This is a genomic window from Kitasatospora sp. GP82 (assembly GCF_029892105.1).
Classification (GTDB): Bacteria; Actinomycetota; Actinomycetes; order Streptomycetales; family Streptomycetaceae; genus Kitasatospora.
Genome location: NZ_JARZAJ010000003.1, coordinates 198,464 through 214,789 on the forward strand (window position 1 = coordinate 198,464; position 16,326 = coordinate 214,789).

Annotated in this window: 11 protein-coding genes; 6 read left to right on the forward strand and 5 right to left on the reverse strand. The window is 68.3% G+C overall.

The annotated features are described in order from the left end of the window. Window positions 1-31 precede the first annotated feature (31 nt). Complete coding sequence (locus P3T39_RS04290; RefSeq protein WP_280695949.1) at window positions 32-451, reverse strand: (2Fe-2S) ferredoxin domain-containing protein; 420 nt, start codon at window positions 449-451, stop codon at window positions 32-34. After that, complete coding sequence (locus tag P3T39_RS04295) at window positions 451-2,439, reverse strand: heavy metal translocating P-type ATPase (RefSeq protein WP_280695950.1); 1,989 nt, start codon at window positions 2,437-2,439, stop codon at window positions 451-453. The genes P3T39_RS04290 and P3T39_RS04295 overlap by 1 nt, the downstream gene beginning before the upstream one ends. 155 nt (window positions 2,440-2,594) lie before the next feature. On the opposite strand from P3T39_RS04295, the gene P3T39_RS04300 reads away from it, so the two are divergent. Continuing rightward, window positions 2,595-2,948: a metalloregulator ArsR/SmtB family transcription factor gene (locus P3T39_RS04300; protein ID WP_280695951.1), complete on the forward strand. Its 354-nt coding sequence runs from the start codon at window positions 2,595-2,597 to the stop codon at window positions 2,946-2,948. Window positions 2,949-3,087: 139 nt separating this feature from the next. Further along, window positions 3,088-3,522, forward strand: a complete 435-nt coding sequence (locus P3T39_RS04305) for a CBS domain-containing protein (protein ID WP_280695952.1) — start codon at window positions 3,088-3,090, stop codon at window positions 3,520-3,522. 134 nt (window positions 3,523-3,656) lie between these two features. On the opposite strand, the gene P3T39_RS04310 is transcribed toward P3T39_RS04305, so the two are convergent. Beyond that, window positions 3,657-5,327 (reverse strand): FAD-binding dehydrogenase, encoded by a 1,671-nt coding sequence (locus P3T39_RS04310; RefSeq protein ID WP_280695954.1) that lies wholly within the window; start codon window positions 5,325-5,327, stop codon window positions 3,657-3,659. Between the two features lie 316 nt (window positions 5,328-5,643). On the opposite strand from P3T39_RS04310, the gene P3T39_RS04315 reads away from it, so the two are divergent. The 4 genes from P3T39_RS04315 to P3T39_RS04330 all read left to right on the forward strand — a co-directional run bounded on the left by P3T39_RS04315 (window position 5,644) and on the right by P3T39_RS04330 (window position 9,091). Continuing rightward, on the forward strand, window positions 5,644-6,582 hold the full coding sequence (locus P3T39_RS04315) for an SGNH/GDSL hydrolase family protein (protein ID WP_280695955.1): 939 nt from the start codon (window positions 5,644-5,646) through the stop codon (window positions 6,580-6,582). A gap of 382 nt (window positions 6,583-6,964) precedes the next feature. Next, window positions 6,965-7,252: a hypothetical protein gene (locus P3T39_RS04320; protein ID WP_280695956.1), complete on the forward strand. Its 288-nt coding sequence runs from the start codon at window positions 6,965-6,967 to the stop codon at window positions 7,250-7,252. After that, on the forward strand, window positions 7,252-7,632 hold the full coding sequence (locus P3T39_RS04325; protein ID WP_280695957.1) for a PIN domain-containing protein: 381 nt from the start codon (window positions 7,252-7,254) through the stop codon (window positions 7,630-7,632). Before P3T39_RS04320 ends, P3T39_RS04325 begins: the two co-directional genes overlap by 1 nt. A 598-nt stretch (window positions 7,633-8,230) precedes the next feature. Next, window positions 8,231-9,091 carry a site-specific integrase gene (locus P3T39_RS04330; RefSeq protein ID WP_280695958.1) on the forward strand — a complete coding sequence of 287 codons (861 nt, stop codon included), beginning with the start codon at window positions 8,231-8,233 and terminating at the stop codon, window positions 9,089-9,091. On the opposite strand, the gene P3T39_RS04335 is transcribed toward P3T39_RS04330, so the two are convergent. Together P3T39_RS04335 and P3T39_RS04340 are read right to left on the reverse strand one after the other, a co-directional pair. Beyond that, the gene (locus tag P3T39_RS04335; protein ID WP_280695960.1) at window positions 8,988-9,230 is read right to left on the reverse strand and encodes a hypothetical protein; all 243 of its coding nucleotides are present in this window, start codon (window positions 9,228-9,230) and stop codon (window positions 8,988-8,990) included. The genes P3T39_RS04330 and P3T39_RS04335 overlap by 104 nt on opposite strands. A gap of 14 nt (window positions 9,231-9,244) precedes the next feature. Beyond that, window positions 9,245-16,216, reverse strand: a complete 6,972-nt coding sequence (locus P3T39_RS04340; protein WP_280695962.1) for a polymorphic toxin-type HINT domain-containing protein — start codon at window positions 16,214-16,216, stop codon at window positions 9,245-9,247. Between the last annotated feature and the right edge of the window lie 110 nt (window positions 16,217-16,326).

Below are 16,326 nucleotides of genomic sequence, written 5' to 3' on the forward strand. Positions count from 1 at the left end.
GCACTGCTTTCAGGGGCGCGGGGCTGCGCCGTCAGCCGGGCAGGCCCTCACGGACGCGGCGCGAGACGGCGAACTCCTGGAGGTCCAGGGTGCCGGGCGGCTCGGCGATGCCGGGGCCGCCGGCCCGTACCCACTCGGATATCTCGTCGAGCATGTCGTCGGCCAGCACCCATCCCAGCCAGACCGGGCGCCCGCCCGCGAGCCGGCCCTGTGCCGAGGGGCTGACCACGACCACGTTGGAGTGGTCGCAGGCGTCCAGGCACTGCACCGCCCTCACCCGGCCCGCGTCGCCGACGCCCTGGCGCAGCCGTTCCAGCTGGGCGCCGTGGTCCACCTCCGGGTGCTTGGCCGTCGTGCCGCAGCAGCAGCCTCGGCAGACCGTGACCGTGCAGCCGGAACCGGCACCTGACGCCGCCGGTCCTGCGGTCTCCTTGCTGCGACGACGAGCCATCAGTTTCCTTCCGACAGGGCCCGCCGCCACGCCGAGTCGCGCAGCAGCCGCAGGCCGTTGAGACCGACGATCACGGTGGAGCCCTCGTGCCCGGCGACGCCGAGCGGCAGCGGCAGTGCGCCGGCCAGGTCCCAGGTCACCAGGGTGGCGATGAACACCCCCGCGATCACCAGATTCTGCACCACCAGCCGCCGCGCGCGCCGCGACAGGGCCACCACGGCCGGTACGGCGAGGAGTTCGTCCCTGACCACCACCGCATCCGCGGTCTCCAGCGCCAGGTCGGACCCGGCCCGGCCCATCGCCACGCCGCAGTGTGCGGCGGCCAGCGACGGTGCGTCGTTGACCCCGTCTCCGAGCATCAGGACCCGCTCCCCCTGCGCCTCCAACTCCCTTACGGCCGCCACCTTCTGCTGCGGCAGCAGCCCGGCCCTGACCTGCGGGAGACCGAGGTCGGCCGCAAGCGCGGCGGCGGCACGCGGATTGTCACCGGTGAGCAGCACCGGCAGCCGCGCCGTCAGGGCACCCAGCCGTCGGACGGCCTCGGCGGCCAGCTCGCGCGGACGGTCGGCGAGGCCGAGCACACCCAGCGGCAGCCCGTCGCGCAGCACCACCACGGCCGTCCGCCCGGCCGACTCCAGCTCGGCCACCACGGCCGCCGTCTCCGGCGGCAGCGAGAACCGGGCCGGATTGCCGACCTCGACCACCCGGCCGTCCACCACCGCGCGGACGCCCGTCCCCGGTGTGGACGCGAAGCCGGTCGACGCGGGCAGCGGCAGTGCCCGCTCGTGCGCGGCGGCGACCACGGCCCGGCCCAGCGGGTGCTCGCTGCGCACCTCGGCCGCGGCGGCCACGGCGAGCAGTTCGCCGATGACGCCGCCGGAGGTGGAGCCGCCGGCCAGGAGGTCACCGGTCGTGGCGGTCCTGATGTCCACGAGCTGCGGGGTGCCCGCGGTGAGGGTGCCGGTCTTGTCCACGGCGACGGCGGTGACCTGCCCCAGCCGCTCCATGACCACGGCCGACTTCACCAGGACGCCGTGCCGCCCGGCGGTGGCGATGGCGGAGAGCAGCGGCGGCATGGTGGCCAGCACCACCGCGCACGGCGAGGCCACGATCATGAAGGTCATGGCCCGCAGCAGGGTCTGGGTCAGCGGGCCGCCGAAGGCCAGCGGCAGCGCGAACAGCGCCAGGGTGGCGACGACAAGACCGATCGCATAGCGCTGTTCGACCTTCTCGATGAAGAGCTGGGTGGGCGCCTTGGTGCTGCTGGCCTCCTCGACCATGGCGACGATCCGGGCGATCACCGTGTCGGAGGAGTCCCGCTCGACGGCGATCCGCAGGGCTCCGGCACCGTTCAGCGTTCCGGCGAAGACCTCGTCCCCGGCCGCCTTGGCCACCGGCAGCGGCTCGCCCGTGATGGTGGACTGGTCGACCTCGCTGAGGCCGTCGAGTACGCGTCCGTCCGCGCCGACCCGCTCACCGGGGCGGACCAGCACGGTGTCGCCGACCGCCAGCACGGCGGCCGGGACGGTCTCCTCGCTCCCGTCCGCCGTGACACGGCAGGCGGTGGCCGGCGCGAGGTCGAGCAGGCCGCGAACGGAGTCGGCGGTACGGGCGGTGGCCAGCGCCTCCAGGGCCCCGGAGGTGGCGAAGATGACGATCAGCAGCGCGCCGTCCAGCACCTGGCCGATGGCCGCCGCGCCCAGCGCCGCGACGATCATCAGCAGATCGACGTCCAGCGTCCGCTCGCGCAGCGCCCGGAGTCCCGCCCAGGCGGGTTCCCAGCCTCCGGTCGCGTAGGCGACGGCGTACAGCGCCCCGTACGCCCAACCCGGCGCGCCGAGCACCTGGGTGAGCAGTGCCAGCAGGAAGGCGAACGTGGCGGCGGCCGCCCAGCGGGCCTCCGGGAGGGCGAGGCTGCGGGTGCGGCGGACCGGTGGCGCGGTCGGCCGCGCAGCCGGGCCGACCGGGGTGGTGAGGGTGGTGGACATGGCGGGGTCCTCGGAATCCTCTGGGCCCTCAGGGCATGGCGGGGCGGACAGCCATCCACCATACAGGAATACATGAACAGCTTTTCATTCATTCAGGTCGAACCTGTCGGCCGCCGCCTCCCGAACCGCGCGAGCGTGCCCCGTAGGATGCAGCCATGGGACATGGAGCCGCCGCGAACGCCGTACCGCGCATGCGCCTGGACGCCTCGAACGCGGCCAAGGTCGCCAACACGCTCCAGGCCCTGGCCACCCCGTCCAGGCTGCTGATACTCGCTCAGCTGCGCGAAGGCCCCCGGGCCGCGACCGAGCTGGCCGAGGCCGTGGGCATGGAGCAGTCCGCCTGCTCCCACCAGCTGCGCCTGCTGCGCAACCTCGGACTGGTCATCGGCGAACGGCGCGGGCGCTCGGTCGTGTACTCACTGCACGACCACCACGTGGCCGAACTCCTCGACCAGGCGGTCTACCACGTGGACCACCTGCGCCTCGGCCTCACCGACGAACCGGCCTGAGCCCCTGCCGCCACCCTTCCTCCGTTCGCCGAGCGGCCTGCCCCACCGCTGCTTATGGTGACCACATCGTCACTCCGCCCGCCCAGAGCGGCTGCGAACGGCGCTGCCGCCAGAGCGGAGCGACCAAGGAGGATTGACCGTGATCACAGCACGTGACGTCATGCACGCCAAGGCCCAGTGCATCAACGAGGACCAGACGCTGCAGGAGGCCGCCGAGATGATGGCGAAGCTTGGCGTCGGAGCACTGCCGATCTGCGGCAGCGACCAGAAGCTCAAGGGCATCATCACCGACCGCGACATCGTCATCCGATGTATCGCCAAGCGCAAGGACCCGGCGTCGATGAAGGCCATGGAGCTGGCCGGGCACCCGCACTGCGTCCGGTCCGAGGACAGCATGGACACGGTGCTCAAGAAGATGAAGCAGCACCAGATCCGCCGGATCCTGGTGATCGACGGGGAGAAGCTGGTCGGCATGATCAGTGAGGCCGACCTCGCCAATGGCCACATGATGGGCAAGGGCGTGACCGACCAGATGATCGCCGACTTCATGGACGGCGTCTACGCCAAGCGCTGAGCCCGTCCACCACGCCGGGGGCGCCACCCGAACCCTTCCGTCGGGTGGCGCCCCTGAGCGTGGTCCCGCTTCCTTCGGCGCCTCTTGCAGCTCGCCTTGCGGAGTCCTGGTATCGGCCCGGTACTGGCCCGTCCCTATGCCGTGGCCCGTGCCGCCGCGCGGCCGGCGATGCGGCCCGAGAACAGGCAGCCACCGAGGAACGTCCCCTCCAGCGAGCGGTAGCCGTGCACCCCGCCGCCGCCGAACCCCGACGCCTCCCCGGCCGCGTACACGCCGTCCAGCACCGAGCCGTCCGCGCGCAGCACCCGGGCGGAGAGGTCGGTTTCGAGGCCGCCGAGCGACTTGCGGGTGAGGATGTTGAGCCGGACGGCGATCAGCGGACCCGCCTTCGGGTCGAGCAGACGGTGCGGCGCCGCGGTGCGGATCAGCCTGTCGCCGAGGTAGCGGCGGGCGCCGTGGATGGCCGTCACCTGGAGGTCCTTGCTGAACGGGTTGGCCATCTCGCGGTCACGGGCCTCGATCTCGCGGCGCAACTCGGCCTCGTCGATGAGCGGTTCGCCGGCCCCGGCGGTGTCGACCAGCGCGTTCATGCCCCGGACCAGCCCGGGCAGGGTGTCGGCGACCACGAAGTCCGCGCCGTTCCGCTTGAACGCCTCGACCGGTCCCGGGGCACCCGACCGCGCCCGGCCCAGCACGTCCCTGATGCTCTTGCCCGTCAGGTCGGGGTTCTGCTCGGAGCCGGAGAGGGCGAACTCCTTCTCGATGATCTTCTGGGTCAGTACGAACCAGGTGTGGTCATGGCCCGTCGTCATGATGTGTTCCAGGGTGCCGAGTGTGTCGAAGCCCGGGAACAGCGGTACGGGCAGCCGCCGTCCGCGGGCGTCCAGCCAGAGCGAGGACGGTCCCGGCAGGATGCGGATGGCGTGGTCCCGCCAGATCGGGTTCCAGTTCGCTATGCCCTCGGTGTAGTGCCACATCCGGTCGCCGTTGATCAGGTGGCCTCCGGCCGCGCCCGCGACCTCCAGCATCAGGCCGTCCACATGTGCCGGCACGCCCGAGAGCATCCGCCGCGGCGGCGTGCCGAGCCGGGCGGGCCAGGCCTTGCGCACGAGATCGTGGTTGCCGCCGATACCGCCGGAGGCGACGATCACCGCCTGCGCACGCAGTTCGAAGGAGCCCGCAACCTCGCGTGAACTCCCCTCCCCGCGAGCGACGTTGCTCGGCACCAGCAGCTCACCGCTGACGGTGTCGGTCACCCCGGCGGTCGCCGAGAGGCCGGTGACCCGGTGGCGGAAGCGCAGATCCACCCGGCCCCGGGCCGCCGCCGCCAACACCCGTCCGGCGAACGGCTCCACGACGCCCGGGCCCGTCCCCCAGGTGATGTGGAAGCGGGGCACCGAGTTGCCGGGACCGCTGGCCAGCAGCCCGCCGCGCTCGGCCCAGCCGACCACCGGGAAGAACCGGATCCCCTGCGCGCGCAGCCAGTTGCGCTTCTCGCCCGCCGCGAAGTCGACGTACGCCTCGGCCCAGCGACGTGGCCAGTGGTCCTCGGCACGGTCGAAGCCGGCCGTACCGAGCCAGTCCTGCCAGGCCAGTTGGTGCGAGTCGCGGATCCGCATCCGGCGCTGCTCGGGCGAGTCCACCAGGAAGAGTCCGCCGAAGGACCAGTGCGCCTGACCGCCGAACGAGGCTCTCGGCTCCTGGTCGAGCAGGATCACCTTCCGTCCGGCGTCGGCGAGTTCGGCCGTGGCCACCAGGCCGGCCAGACCGGCTCCGATGACGATGACGTCGGCGTCCAGTGCCATACGGCGATCCTCCGGAGGTCGGCGGGGCTGAGCAGGCGGGTGGGGCGAGGTGGTCCGATCCTGCGCCCTGGACCGCCACTGGTCAACCGGCCGGTAACAAGTACTCCGAACCTTTCGCTCCACCACGTATCCGAATTAACAATTCGCTCCGTCCCGGAGCGTAATTCCAGGGATATCTGACGCATGCTCAGGATTTGCGCTCGAAATATCTGGACAACCAGTTAACGCGTCAGTAACTTACTTTGCAGTAGCTCGAAACGGCCGCGGCCCAGGCCACCCCCACCCATCCGCTGTTTCTCTCCCCCAGGAGGAACCCGTGCTCCGCCATGCCCTGAAGCGCACATCCACCCTGGTCAGCGGCCTGCTCGCAGCCGCCGCTCTCACCGCTTTCAGCGCCCCCGCCGCCCATGCGGATTCCGCCGGCAGCGGCATAACCGGCAACTACGTCGCCCTGGGCGACTCCTACGCGGCCGGAGCCGGTGTGCCCGGCCAGTCGGCCGGGCTCTGCCTGCGATCCGACCACAACTACGGACACCTGGTCGCCGCCACACTCGGCAGCAGCAGCTACACGGACGTGACCTGCGCGGCCGCCAAGATCAAGGCGATTACCTCGCCCCAGTACGACCTCTTCATCCGGGTCAACGACCCGCAGCTCGACGCCGTCAACGCCGACACCGACCTGGTCACCCTCGGGATGGGCGGCAACGAACTCGGCACCTCCGACGCCGGCATCGGCGACGTCATCGCGACCTGCATCGCCGGCGCCGTCGTCAACCCGTTCGGCACCCCGTGCCACGACCACTACGCCCACGGACACTGGGACTTGGCCACCTGGTCCTGGCAGTACGGCGACGACACCCTGGTCGGCCGGATCAACGCCGCCGCCCCGCAACTCGCCGACGCCCTGCAGAAGATCCACGCCAAGGCCCCCAACGCCAAGGTCCTGCTGGTGGGTTACCCCTCCGTCCTCCCCGAGAACGCGCGCAACTGCCTCGGCCGCCAGCCCGTCACCACCGGCGACGTCGCCTACCTGCACGGCATCCTCGGGCAGCTCAACACCATGCTCGCCACCACCGCCGCCGCCAACGACGCCACCTACGTCGACACCTTCACCCCCACCAAGGGCCATGACGCCTGCTCCGACGACCGCTGGATCGAAGGCGCCCTCCCCGGCTCCCCCGCCGTCCCCTTCCACCCCAACGCAACCGGCGAGCGCGTGATGGCGGATACCGTCCTCACCGCCCTCGGCCGCTGACCTGCCGTCGGTACGTTCGGTGCGGCCGACCTCGCGCGTCAGGCCGCACCGAGCACCACCGGAGGACAGCGGCCTCTACTTCGTGGGCCGAGCTCGGAACAGCCCTCCCGGCCTCGACCCGACCAGAGGGTGCGCGCCCCAGCGGAGACCGAGGCGCGCACCCGGCGCAGGACCGTCGTTCAGTCGTGTGGCAACGGGGCCCTGGAGCACGAGGTGAACGCTATGCGCATCGATCCACGCCTCCCGCAAAAGAGCCGATCCACCAGTTCCTGGCTACGTTTTCGCAGGTAGGCGGCCTAGACCCACTGGCCGGACGGGTGCATGGTGAAACTCCGCGCGAATGCGGTAGGAATGCCTTCCTACCATCCGCTACCGTGGATGCATGACTGCACGGAAACTGTCGATCTCGGTGCCGCCGGAGGTCGAGGAGACGATCAAGGCGGCTGCGGCCGAAGAAGGCAAGCCCGTGTCCGCCTGGCTGGCCGAGGCCGCTGTCGAGAAGGCTCAGATCGCTGCCCTGCACGCCCAGGGCCGCGCCGCCGCGCGTGAGCTGGTGGCAGAGTACGAGAGCGAGCACGGCAGACTGCCGGCGGAGTCGAGGCAGCGCGCCCGCCAGTTCCTCATGGAAGCCGGGCTGCTGGACGACGAGCCGTGGTCGGCGGTCGGGTAGTGCGCACGATCGTCTATGACACCGGCGCCCTGCTGGCCGCCGAGCGCCGCGACCCTGACTTCCTCGCCCTGCACGACGAGCTGACCGCCGCGCACATCCGCCCCGTCGTGCCTGTCGTCGTACTTGCCCAAGCGTGGCGCGGCGGACCGCAGCACCAGCTCTCCCGTGTGCTCAAGGGCTGCAACATCCTGGCCGACGACCAGCGCACCGGCCGCGCCGCCGGCATCGCCTGCGGCGCCGCCGGAACCTCGGACGTGGTCGACGCGATCGTCGTCGCCACCGCCGTCCAGCACCAAGCCGCCGTGGTCACCGGTGACCCCGACGACCTGACCCACCTCGCCGACTCCATCGGCGTCAAGCTCCGGCTCTTCATTGTCTGATTTGCTGCGGGCGGTCGTCAGGCCCCGAGTGCGGTGACGCAAGGCTGCCGACCGACCCACGCCAGAACACGCAGCCCCACCAGGAACATTGGCCCTGAATCGCCCTTCCTGATGCGATCCCCCAACATTCCCGATCAGCGCCTACCCAGAGACGCGGATCGGATGCCGACCGATCCCGGCTTCCCGGGCCAGCCCCATGACGCGGCGTTCCCGCCCCTCGACCCCAGGCGCCGTCGGCTCCTACCTGACGTATTGCCTGGCGACCGTCGCCTTGTGAGAGCACCCACATCCGCTGCACCGCCTGCGTCCAGCTTTACTTGATACCTGGCCTGGGACGGAAGAAGCTCGCCAAGCTCACCGCCAAGAACGTCCGCACCTGGCTCGACCAGCTCCACACCCGCTGCCAGTGCTGCGCACGCGGCCTCTACGCCGATCGCCACCCGAACGCCCCGGAGGCCGGCCGATCGGCCTCGCCACTGCGCGATCGTGAAGTGCTTCGGCGCGACCCTCCGCACTGACACTCGCCTACGTTCACTCCGCCCTGAAGTCCGCCCTGGAGCACGCCGTCCGCGAGGAGGAGATCCCGCGCAACGTCCGCATGGGCACACCCCGTCCCCGCCGATTCGAATTCCCCATCGCCAACAAGGCCCGCCAGTTCCTCGCCGCCACCAGCGGTTGCCGACTGCACGCGCTGTTCGAGCTCGCCCTGCACACCGGGTTCCGCAAGGGCGAACTCCTCGGCCTGCGTTGGGAAAACCTCGACCTGACCGGCGGCACCGCCAGCATCCGCCGCACCCTCCAGCGCACCAACACCGGCGGCCTGGTCGCCCTCCCGACGAAGACCCAGAGCTCCGAGCGCCGCATCGCCCTGCCGACCCCTTGCCTGCGCTCACTCGCACGGCACCGCGACCAGCAGCGCCGGGAACGCGAGACGGCAGGCGAAAGCTGGCAAGACAGGGGCTACGTCTTCACCCGACCCAACGGTGCCCCAATCGAAGGAGCCACGCTCACCCGGCACTTCACCGCCCTGCTCCGGGCCACGCTCCGCCGCATCCGCTTCCACGACCTCCGTCACTCGGCGGCGACCCTCCTTCTCGAACAGGGAATTGAACTCGTCGTCATCAAAGAACTCCTCGGCCACGCCCATATCGGCGTGACCGCCACCGTGTACGCCCACGTCCGACTCCGCCTCCAGCGCCAAGCCATCGACACCCTCGGCGATGCGCTCCGAGCACCCAAGAGCCCTAACGGCCCGCCAAGTGCAGAACCCGTCCGCTGGCGTTGCCGTCAGCGTTGCCGCCAAGACGCCGAGAGGCCCCACCGAACCAACTTCCGGTGGGGCCTCTCGGCATTAATCAGGAAATCTCTGCCAGCCATTCCCAGTCGCCCGGACGGGCCCGCAGCCGGTCGAGCGCCTGCTCCAGGCAATCATCAAGACTTGAGGATTCAGCCCGGATAAATCCCTGCTCCCCAAGACCTCTTCCCGACATGACTACCGTCCATGGCTCACCGCTTTCTGTCATCCTCTCATCATCCACCTTGAGGATTACGGTGACGCCAGAGCGGCCGAGCTTTTCCATAAGCTGCTCGATATTCATTGCTTACACTCCTGCTAGTAGCCCCTCAAGGCTGACGAGATGTCACCGATGTCGTGTAGCTGACCCTTCCCGACCCTGTCGATGACGCTCCGCAAGTCTTCCGAGGTCGGACCACTCGTAACCCCGTTGCGCTCCATCAACTGCTCCACGACCGCCTGTGCGGTTCGCTTGTTCCCATTGTTGAACATGTGGCTTCCCGCAATATCGCGGATAACAACCGCAGACTTGTCCCAGAAGCTGTCGTACCTACTTGCGTTAATCATCGTATTCTCGGGGGAGCCACTCAAGAGCGTTTCTCCGCCAAATCCACGGTTGATCCCAGTGATTTCATCCGGGGTCACGCCAACCTTGAAACCGCCTAGGCCACACCCAGGCCCAGTGTTGTGAACGAGCACCGGCGTGTTGCCCGCCAGCACATAGTACGTGTGGAGGCCGCGGATGGTCAGGTTGTACGCCGCCTGGACCTTGCCGAAGTGCTGGGCAGCTGAAACCCGCACCACCCCGCCACCTGCATCAAGCAGGGTCATGCCCGGTTCGAGGTCGCTGGCGTCGACCCACCTGTCCTCGCTCGGCGACCAGAACGGGTGGTGATCTGTGGAAGTTATCTGGCCAAGCCCGTCCGAAAGCGTGAGAGTGGTGAATGCGGCGTCGTCCGGCGTGACGATCGTGGCGTCGACCGCGCGCGCCCCGGATTCGCCGCTGCTTGGATCAGCCGCGACGACCTCGTCGCCCACCTTGAGCTCTTCGATCCTCTTGCTGCTTCCATCCGAAAGCAGCACGCGCGTGCCCGCCGGAAAGCTGTTGCAGGCTCCGCCTGCCTTGGACTGGACAGAGTTGTTCCTTGGCTTGAGCTTGCCTTCCTTCGCCATTGCACGGCCGACGACGGAGTTCTGGAACGAGCCGTCGCCGACACCTGCGAAGGCATAGTTCTCGAAGTTGTAGTCGAACAGCTGATCCGCAAGGATCTTGTACGCCTCGGAATTACTGCATGAGCTTATCGCCCAGCACGCGTTGAGTGAGGCCGCAATATACTGATGGTAATCCTCGCGAGGATCGTACCCAAAGACCGTATGGTTCTTCTGGAGGAGCCGGAGATTGTCATCAGTCTTCTTGAGAAGCTGCTCTGAGTACGTTGACTTGGGGATTACCACCCCGCCGGGGAGAACCGCATCGTCGGATTTCTGGATGACAACCTCCCAGTCTCCGTCTCCGTGCGGGATCCAGCTTTCTCTCATGATTTCGCCGTCCGGCGTCCGGCAGGAATCGGCAAATCCTCCGCAGGCGCCGTCAGGGCGCTGGCCACTCGGGTCGCTGAGGGTGAGAGGGTTGTTGTTGCTGTAGGTGTATCCGGTGAGGGATTGCGGGTCTGTCGCCGCCAGGATGGGGTCGACGCTGATGAAGCGTCCGGTGGTGGGATCGTAGTCGCGGGCTCCCAGGTGGGTAAGGCCGGTGGGTTCGCTGGTGCCACCGAGGAAGCCCCGGTTTCCGGACCAGGTGGACGGTGCCTTGCCGCGGGTGTCGCCGAACGGGGTGGTGCGGCGTTGGTTGAGGGTGCCGGTCGTGGCGTCGATGTCGAGTTCGGCGGTGCCGTGGTGGTCGGCGACCTGGAAGGTGACCTTGTTGTCGTCGGTGCGGACTGCGGTGGCAAGTCCGAGGGGGATGTAGCGGGTGGCCGATGCCTTGCCGGCGCCCTTGAGGAGCTTGACTTCGGTGTTGCCGAGGTAGAGCGTCCAACTCTCGGTCGCCGGGTTGGCGGTGTCGAGGGCGTGGGTGATGAGGCGGTTGCCGTCTGCGTCGTAGAGGTTGTCGGTGGTCTTGCTGGTAGTCGTGATGCTCGTGCCGGTGGTCGTCTTGACGGTGTCCGCGACCTTTGCCAGGCGCCCCTCGGAGTTCCAGGTCAGGACTTGGTCGCTGGACTGGGCGGCGGTGGGCTGGAGGTGACGGGCCGTGGTGTTGCCGGAGGTGTCGTAGGAGTACGACTGGACGACCGGCGTTCCGAGTGCTCCGGTGACCTTGCTGGTGCTGGCCAGGGAGTGCGGGCGCGCGGCCGTGGCGACTGGGTAGGTGTAGGTGGTCCTGGCGTCCAGGGCAGCGTTGCCGATGGGGTCGTGCTGGGTCTCGGTGGCCCGGGTGCCGTTGGTGTTGTAGGTGTAGCTGCTCCAGTAAGGGGCGGGTCCACCAAGCGACGCACCGTCAGGGGCGGTGGGGCAGGACAAGCCCTTGGGGGTGAACGCCTCGGCGAGACGGGTGAGGTAGTCGTACTGGTAGCACTGCCGGTCGGTGCCGGTGCCGGATGTGTCGGTCAGTGAGGTGACGTTGCCGACCTGGTCGTAGGTGTAGACGGCGGCACGAGCCGGGGTGGAGATGCCGTACTGGTCGGTGCGGCTGGAGGCGAGGCGCTGAGTGCCCCACTCATAGTCGTTGGTGACGTAGATGTCCTTGCCTGCAGTGCCGTTGGAGAACGTGGCCTGCAGGGGCTTGCCGGTCAGGCTGTACTTCTGGTCGGTCAGGTAGGGGATCTGGCCACTGCCTGTCGCGGCAGTCACGCGATGGAGGTTGTCGTAGGTGAACACGACTGCCTCCGTGGCGAGTCCACCCGCCGGTGTGAGGCTCATTCCTGTGGGCAGGCCGTCGAAGCGGTAGCTGGTGGCGCTGATGTAGTCCCCGGCGAGGGCCTCCTGCCCCGGAACGGACGGGACGGTGACAGTGGTGCGCTCGGGCCTGCCGAGTTGGTCGTAGAAGGAGTAGCTGGTCTTGTACTGGTAGGTGGTACCGGAGAGAGTGACGTAGCGGGTGGAGGAGTTGAGCAGGCCCTTGTTACCGGCAGGGTCCCAGTCGCGCGAGGTCAGCAGGGTTCCGGTGGCCGAGGTGTCCCGGGTTTCGAGAACCCGGCCGATGTTGTCGTACACGGTGGCGACGGTCTTGCCGCGCCCGTCGGTGACGGTGGTCGCTTCGCTTCGGTCGTTGTAGGTCTTGGAGGTGGTTCCGGAGTCGGGGTCGACGGCCTTGGTCTGACGGCCCAACTGGTCGTACAGCCAGGTCCAGGTGGTGCCGCTGGGGTCGGTCAGCTTGGTGAGGTGTCCGGCCGGGTCATAGGCGTAGGTGGTGGCGTCGTAGCCGGTGAGCGTCTTGTCCTTGTACTGACGCAGTTCGGTGGTACGGCCGGCCGCGTCGATGATGGTGGTGGTCGGGGTGCCGCCGTCGGGCGGGGTGACAGTGACGCGGTCGCCGCCATAGGTGGTGAGGGTGCTGGCCAGCGGTTTGCCGACACCGTTGCCCGCGAGCACCGTGGTTCCGTTGGCTCGGCCGAGGCCGTCATAGGTGGTGGCGGTCTGGGTTTCGACGCCGGTGGCGTCCTCGACCTTCAGCAGGGTCGTGGTGGGTGCACCGGTGGAGTAGTAGGGGGCGTAGGTGAGAGCAGCCTGGCCGCGTGCGTCGTAGAAGACATCGGTGAGGATGCGCCCGCCGCTGTCCCCCGGCGCCTGGGTCTGGCGGGCTCGGCCGAGGCCGTCGTAGAGCGTGTACGAGGTGTCCTGGGAGCCGTCGGCGTTCAGACTCTTGGTGGTCACCGCAGTGATCTTGCCGCTGGCGAGGAGGTACTGGAACTCGCTGTTGGGGTTGTCGCCGTTCGCCTTGGAGCGGTCGGGGAGCCAGATCTTGAGAGTGCGCCCGAGAGGGTCGTAGAGCACATCGGTGCGCCGGTTGTTGGTGTCGATCGTGGCGACAGGCAGACCGCGCGCGAGGTCGAACTCGGTGGTCGTGCTCTGGGACGTGCTCGGATTGCCCGCAGTGGCGGGCGGCCCGGTGACGACCGAGGTGACAGGTCGGCCGACAGCCGGGGTGTATACCGTCGAGCTGGTACGGGCGTTCGGGGAGGCCGTGGTCACCGGTGCAGTGGCGTCGGTGGTGTCGAACACCGTGGTGGAGGCCAGGCCCGTCGCACTGACCGCGCGGCCGTACTTGTCGTAGGTGGCCGTGTTGTCGAGATAGGTGGCGCTCGTACCTGTGCGCGCCTTCAGGGTGTGGGTGAGGGTCGGCAGGCCCTTGGTCGGTGCCGCACCGTACGCCTGACCGTCATAGCGGGTGCGCACATCGGACAGCACAGCTGAGGTGCCATCGGTCCGAGTGTCCCTGTTGACGGTCACGGAGCACTTCACGGCGACGGTCTCGGCATGGATGGCGCCGGTGAGGATCCACGCGGTGGTGTTGTCCGCGTATGTAATGGCTGTGCACTTGTCGTCGGCCGTGTCCGTGCCGTCGCCGAGGCTCTCGACCTGAACGGAACGGCCGTAGTTGTCGTAGGTGTTGTTGGTGCGGGTCTCGCGCCACTTGACGCCGGCGCCGTCATCCAGGGAGGTGAGTGAGCGGAGGCTGCTGGTACCGGTGAGGTTGGCGGTGCTGGTGCCCCAGTCCATCTCCCGCTTGGCGGTCTCCTTCTTCCACGGAGTCCTCACCGTCTTGGCGAGGACCTTGCCGGCGGGCTTGTCGAACTGCTCGGTCCGGTACTCGTACCCGGCCCAGGCAGCGTCGTCGACGATGCTGTTGCCCTCACCGTCGCTGGTGGTGACGCTGCGCTTCCTGGTCTTGTCCGCAGGATCGGTCCGGTCTCCGTCCATGCCGCGCAGGAAGAAGTGGTCCGCCTGGGTGGACATGGCGCTGGTGCCGCCGGTCTGCACGCGGGTCTGGGCGTAGCCGCGCCACTGGGACCAGGTCTTGAGCTTCTCCTTGGTGATGCCCTGGTCGTCGTCGTAGTGCCACGCCGGGTCACCGAGGTACGTGTAGCGGGTGAGCATGTCGGGTGCGCCGCCGGTGCGGTCGGTGGTGATGACCGTGTTGACGACGTACTTGTTGAACCACTCGGTGGTTACCGGCTCCTTGAGTGAGGGCTGGTACATCTGCGGAAAGCAGAGGGTCCTGTTGTCCTGCGGGATGGGCAGGCTGCTCCAGGTGCAGGGTGCGGCGCTGTAGTTGACATCGACCTGGCCACCGAGTTCGTCGGTGACGGTGCTGAGCCGCTGCTTGATGAACGCCGCGCGTCCGTCACCGACCTTGTCGAGACGGTTGACGAGCTGGGTGTAGGCGAAGGTCGTCTTCGGCAGCGTGATGGTCTGCTTGTCGCCTCCGACGTGTTCGACGGAGTCGAGCAGGAGTTGGTAGTCGAAGTCTGCGGTGCCCCACCTGTGGGTGAGGTTCCAGGTATCGGTGGTCTGGTAGGTCCCGTCAGCCTGGAGTGTGCCGACGGCGATGCCGGTCAGGCGGGTACGGGTGAAGAAGGATGGGGCCAGTACGGTGTCGCAGTCGGTGTTGTCCTTGCAGGTCTGGTCCCACGGCGTGTCGTACCAGTACTGGCGGTTGGCGTCGATCTTCGAGCCGTCGCAGCGACCTGCGGTCGTCTCCAGGCAGCGTTCGGCTGTCTTGAAGGTGACCTGGGCCATCGGTTTGACGGTTGTGGAGTAGATGTCGGACTGCTGCTGGCCGTAGTCGATGCGCTCCAGGTAGCCGCCGCGCACGTACTGGGTGTGGTCGGATGCCTTGAGGTTGCGGCCGTAGTTGTTGGTCTCGGGGTGGTACCAGTAGGTGATGTCGTTGCCCTTGGCGTCGATCACCAGGTCGAGATTCCACCGCCAGCCCTGCTGGCACCAGGAGGAGGCGAAGTCGGCCTTGTTGCAGGGCTCTCCGGCGTTGTTGCCGTAGACCGGGACGGTGTAGACCGACTTGGTCTCGGGCTTGCCGGCGGTCCAGTTGGAGAGCCGGTTGTAGCCGAAGTAGTAGCGGGTTCCGTCCGGGGTGACGGCGCGGAAGTACTCGCCGTCGTCGTCTCCGTTGCCCCGGTTCACATCACGGCCGCGGGTGACCTTGGTGTTGTCGTCGCCCTTGATCCGCCACTCGTTCGCACCGACCGGGATCAGCTCGCCCGAGTGCCCGGCGAAGCTGATCGTGGCGTTGTCGTACGCCCAGCAAAGATCCCCCGGCTCGGTACCGTTGGTCTTCACCCCCTCATCGGCACACGGCTTGTACGAGCGCTCGATGAAGCCGGGGCTGAGGTCGAAGCCGTCACCGACCCAGGACGCCTGGTTGTTGCTGTTGGCTGTCCGCCCGTCGACTCCGGCAGAGTTGTACGACAGCCCGAGCTTGGGTGAAAGCCCGCCAGGCATGGCCGGCATCGGCATGTCGTACGACCAGGTGAAAGAGCCGGTGTTGAGAGCGGTCGACCAGGTCGAGGCTGCGGACAGCGGCGTCACCTTGTAGTCACCTGATGGCCCCGCCGTCGTCGCGGCGGCGGCCAGCAGTGTCACTCCCGCGGCAGCCGACCTCACGGAAGGTGCCCGTAGCGACGCGGGCGCGGTGGCCCCGACCGTGACCGCATCGGCGGTCACGGTCTGCGTCTCGGTGTTGTTGGTGCCTGCCAGCGGGGTCTGGGTACGGCACTCCGGCCTGTCCGGGGTGGTCAGCGCACAGTCGGGCAGTTGCACCAGACGCAGCCGCGAGCCGAATGCGCCGCCGCCGGCCTGGGCGAAGGTGCTGTAGTCGACGCTGACCTTCGCCGAACCGGCCGATTCAGTACCAGCCAGGGTGAACAGGACGCCGTTCACCCCGGCCTTGCGGGCCTTTTCCTGGTCCAGGACGGTGACTCTCGCCTCCCGCACCGGTGCTTCGGCATCCCGCGCGCCGAGGGCATTCCGCGTTGTTGCTGCCTTCGTGGCCTCAGGTGCGGCCAGGGCTATCGGCAGGCCCTTCCCCGCCGCCGACTCGGCACTGCTCCCGGGAAGTGCGACGATCGCGCTTCCCGGCTGCGGCCAGGACGTCCTCGCCTTCTTCGGGTCGCTGACAGTAGTGTCGGCCTTGAGCTCTTTGGCCTTGGCTGCTGAGCCCTTGACCGGCTTCTCCGACGACGGCACCCGCGGCTTGCTGTAGGACGCCGCCGCTGCCGCGCTGATTGCAGCAGGGATCGTGGGAAGAAGCGAGCCGACCAGTGCCGCCGCCATGACGGAGGCAACTCTGGTCCTTGGCCGTCGTTTCCGGGAACTACTTGTACTCACGTGTCTTCCTTGTCTGGGAATGGAACACGAGGTGCCGAGGTTTTGGCCCCTCGAGG

Coding starts and splice junctions, on each gene's coding strand:
- P3T39_RS04290 (WP_280695949.1), bottom strand. CDS start 451: ATGGCTCGTCGTCGCAGCAAGGAGACCGCAGGACCGGCGGCGTCAGGT.
- P3T39_RS04295 (WP_280695950.1), bottom strand. CDS start 2,439: ATGTCCACCACCCTCACCACCCCGGTCGGCCCGGCTGCGCGGCCGACC.
- P3T39_RS04300 (WP_280695951.1), top strand. CDS start 2,595: ATGGGACATGGAGCCGCCGCGAACGCCGTACCGCGCATGCGCCTGGAC.
- P3T39_RS04310 (WP_280695954.1), bottom strand. CDS start 5,327: ATGGCACTGGACGCCGACGTCATCGTCATCGGAGCCGGTCTGGCCGGC.
- P3T39_RS04320 (WP_280695956.1), top strand. CDS start 6,965: ATGACTGCACGGAAACTGTCGATCTCGGTGCCGCCGGAGGTCGAGGAG.
- P3T39_RS04330 (WP_280695958.1), top strand. CDS start 8,231: ATGGGCACACCCCGTCCCCGCCGATTCGAATTCCCCATCGCCAACAAG.
- P3T39_RS04335 (WP_280695960.1), bottom strand. CDS start 9,230: ATGAATATCGAGCAGCTTATGGAAAAGCTCGGCCGCTCTGGCGTCACC.
- P3T39_RS04340 (WP_280695962.1), bottom strand. CDS start 16,216: ATGGCGGCGGCACTGGTCGGCTCGCTTCTTCCCACGATCCCTGCTGCA.